Here is a 3,806-nt window from a genome sequence, read left to right as displayed (position 1 = left end):
AAGACAATACCTGGAGTTGACGTGAGGGAACGCAAGAGGCATAATTATAGGAAATCAAAATGAGGCGAATTATGCTCTTGTATGCGTTTTTTCAGTATATTTTCATATAGAAAGGAATCAACAGGATCTCAATGGGCATAGAGCAATTACTCGAAAAGGCGTCTGCCTATATAAAGGAACCGGATCTGAGGCGGATTCGGGAAGCGTACGAGTTTGCGGATCAAGCCCATCACGGACAGGTTCGCAAATCCGGAGAACCTTATATCCTACATCCTTTGGCCGTAGCGGATATTGTAGTGAACATGCAAATGGATGCGCTGTCGGTCATTGCGGCCTTGCTTCATGATGTGGTGGAAGACACGACAGTGTCCTTAAAGGAGATACAGGAGCATTTCGGCAGTGATTGTGCATTGCTCGTTGACGGCTTAACCAAGCTGGAGCGGATCAAATTCCAATCCAAAGAAGAGCAGCAGAACGAGAACTACCGTAAAATGTTCATTGCGATGGCACAAGACATCCGCGTCATCGTCATCAAATTGGCGGACCGGCTGCATAACATGCGGACTTTGAAATACCAGTCCGAGGAGAGTCAGCGCCGGATTGCATATGAAACGCTGGAAATCTTCTGCCCTATCGCGAACCGGCTCGGGATCTCCGCCATCAAATGGGAAATGGAGGATATTGCCCTGCGGTACTTGAACCCGCAGCAATATTACCGGATCGCCAACTTGATGCGCAAGAAACGGGCGGAGCGCGAGGAATACATCAAGAACGTGATCGCCCGTATCGCCGAGAAGCTGGACGAAATGGGCATCCAAGCGGATTTGTCGGGGCGACCCAAGCATATTTACAGCGTGTATAAGAAAATGACGATGAAAAACAAGCAGTTCAACGAAATTTACGATCTGCTGGCCATCCGTATCATCGTGGACAATATCAAGGACTGTTACGCGACCCTGGGGATCATCCATACGTTATGGAAGCCGATGCCGGGGCGGTTTAAAGACTATATCGCCATGCCGAAGGCGAACATGTACCAGTCGTTGCATACGACGGTCGTTGGGCCTAACGGGGAACCTACAGAGGTTCAAATCCGCACCTGGGAAATGCACCGGACGGCAGAATACGGGATTGCCGCGCACTGGGCCTACAAGGAAGGCGCAGGGACGAGCGGTCTCGAGAACAAAATTACGTTCTTTAACGAAATCCTGGAGCTTCAACATGAAGCCAAGGATGCTTCTGAATTCGTGGAATCGCTCAAAATGGACTTCTTCTCGGACCTGGTGTTTGTGTTTACGCCGTCCGGGGAAGTCATTGAGCTTCCGGCAGGCTCCGTGCCGCTGGACTTCGCGTACCGCATCCATACGGAAGTTGGCAATCGTACGATTGGGGCCAAGGTGAACGGACGGATCGTCCCGCTGGATCATCGGCTGAAAACCGGGGACATCGTGGAGATCTTGACCTCCAAGCACTCGTACGGACCTAGTCAGGACTGGCTCAAAATTGCGCAATCCTCCCATGCTCGCAGCAAGATCAAGCAATGGTTCAAGAAGGAAAAACGCGAAGAAAACGTGGAAAAAGGACGCGAAGCGATCGAACGCGAGCTGAAGCGGGCGGGGCTTGAGCCTTCCTTGTGGATGAGCGACGACAAGCTGTTGGAGGCGGCGAAGAAGTATGCCTTCAACGACATCGACGATATGCTGTCGGCGATTGGGTTCGGCGGGATCACGGCCTCCCAAGTCGTGACGAAGCTGACCGAGAAGCTGCGCAAGGAGCAGGAGGAAGCGGCCGGGCACATCGAGTTGACCACCGAGGTCAAAGAAGTGAAAGCGCCGGAAGAACGCCGGCATCGCCCAACGAACGGCGTCGTCGTGAAGGGGATCGACAATTTGCTGGTGCGGTTTGCTAGATGCTGCAATCCGGTACCTGGCGACGAGATCGTTGGTTACATCACCCGCGGCCGCGGCGTATCCGTGCATCGCAGCGACTGTCCGAACATCCCGAGCGGAGGAGAAGGCGAAGAGGCGGCGCGTGTGATCGACGTGGAATGGGAAGATTCGATCGAAGCGAATTACAGTGTCGATATCGAAATTACCGGGCACGACCGTCGTAACTTCTTAAACGAAGTGCTGCAGGCTGTGTCGGAAAGCAAAACGAATATTTCGGCCGTCTCGGGGCGGTCGGATAAGAACAAAATGGCTTTGGTGCATATGACGATTCTGATTCGGAATACCGATCATCTGCAATCCGTTGTGGAGAAGATCAAACGGGTGAAGGATGTGTACACGGTTCACCGGATTATGCAGTAGCAGATAGGAAAGGATTCAAACCAAGATGAGAGTGGTTGTGCAGCGTTGCCGTGAGGCGCGCGTGGTCGTAGCGGGAGAGACGGTAGGGGCGATCGGACCGGGGCTCATGCTGTTGGTTGGCGTGACGCATGAGGATACCGAGCAGGATGCCGCCTATTTGGCGGAGAAGATCTCCGGCTTACGCATATTTGAAGACGAAGCAGGCAAGATGAACCTGGCGGTTACGGAGATCGGCGGGGCGATTTTGTCGGTCTCCCAGTTTACCTTGTACGGTGATTGCCGCAAGGGCAAACGGCCCAACTTCATGGCGGCGGCCCGGCCGGAAACGGCGGAGCCGCTGTACGAGCGGTTTAACGAGCTGCTTCGGGCGAAAGGGTTGACGGTCGAAACCGGTATGTTTGGCGCCGATATGGACGTTCAGCTGACGAATTGGGGTCCGGTGACCCTGATCGTGGACAGCCCTAGTAGCGAGGGGTAACTGCAAGGATTTGAGAGCGGGGCAAGACGTAGTAATTTTGCGTCTTGCCCCTTTTTTGCGTTAACGGAACGGGACGATATGGACAAATTTCCTCCATTTTCACGCAAGATTTCGGGTTCTATAGGATAAGCGGACCGATTTTGGTACAACCTTGTGATAAAGAGCTTGACGACCAAAGGAGATGCTCACATGCACCAATCCGCGAAATCGAGAGACTGGCAATCCTCTCCGCTCATGACGGCGGGACACCGCAGCGAAGCCCGGATGACGGCCCGGCTGGCCGAACCGGAGCGATTTGAACCGATGATGCAGGAGACCCGGCCCTCTGCCGAATGGCTCCCTCGACCCGGAAGTTGATGCTGAGAATGAAGGAGGAATCGGTTATGGCCAGACATATTCAGGCCTATTTTAATACAGAAGATCAAGTAGAAGGTGCACGTATCACCCTGCGGGCTTACAACACGAATGCGGTTGAAGCAGGAAATGTGTCGAATGAATGGGGCGAAGACGATGAGTTTCAAGTTACGTTATTGCCTCTAAATAACGGGGTGATCAGCGCATCAGGCGCAAACAACCCGGGAGTTGTCCCTGTACCCGGTATGGTACGCGGCGTGCAGAGCGTGCTGCCCGTGGTAGCTTTGGGAGAAGACAATACCGGCGATACGTTAGATGGTGAACGCAGCCAAGCGATGGGAGACGGAGAGCAACTGATCACATCGAAACCTCCCATCACAACGGGTGACGAGCCGCAGGGTTGGAAATATGTTCTTAGTGCAAAAGTGAAGGACAGCGATTATGAGACGGTCGTGCGGAAATTACGCGAGCATGGGGGCTATGTTGTAACGGAATAGCCGGGGATAAGGGTTCTTGTAATATAACTGTAATATTAGATACATGTTCCCTTAACATTGCTTGTTTATAATAACGGCATGACCCCCTTTTTAATATAATACCTTTTGGACCTGCACCCCGTTGGTGACAGGTTTTTTTCTTTGTGTAGACATTTTTCGCGTCTCGGG

Annotated in this window: 4 protein-coding genes; all 4 read left to right on the top strand. The window is 52.7% G+C overall.

Features of this window, described 5'->3' with window-relative positions; translation table 11 throughout:
- The first annotated feature begins 131 nt into the window (after positions 1-131).
- The 4 genes from POTG_RS08400 to POTG_RS08390 all read left to right on the top strand — a co-directional run bounded on the left by POTG_RS08400 (position 132) and on the right by POTG_RS08390 (position 3,638).
- Positions 132-2,309: a RelA/SpoT family protein gene (locus POTG_RS08400; RefSeq protein ID WP_009224405.1), complete on the top strand. Its 2,178-nt coding sequence runs from the start codon at positions 132-134 to the stop codon at positions 2,307-2,309.
- A gap of 25 nt (positions 2,310-2,334) precedes the next feature.
- Positions 2,335-2,787, top strand: a complete 453-nt coding sequence (gene dtd / locus POTG_RS08395) for a D-aminoacyl-tRNA deacylase (RefSeq protein ID WP_009224404.1) — start codon at positions 2,335-2,337, stop codon at positions 2,785-2,787.
- A 189-nt stretch (positions 2,788-2,976) separates the two neighbouring features.
- Positions 2,977-3,144 (top strand): hypothetical protein, encoded by a 168-nt coding sequence (locus POTG_RS24275; RefSeq protein WP_009224403.1) that lies wholly within the window; start codon positions 2,977-2,979, stop codon positions 3,142-3,144.
- Between the two features lie 26 nt (positions 3,145-3,170).
- Entirely contained in the window at positions 3,171-3,638 is a 468-nt protein-coding gene (locus tag POTG_RS08390) for a hypothetical protein (protein WP_036644727.1), read from the top strand.
- The last annotated feature ends 168 nt before the right edge of the window (positions 3,639-3,806 follow it).

Source organism: Paenibacillus sp. oral taxon 786 str. D14, from assembly GCF_000159955.1.
Taxonomy (GTDB): Bacteria; Bacillota; Bacilli; order Paenibacillales; family Paenibacillaceae; genus Fontibacillus; species Fontibacillus phoenicis.
Note: the sequence above shows the minus strand (reverse complement) of the source record. Positions and strands in the feature narration are given on the sequence as shown.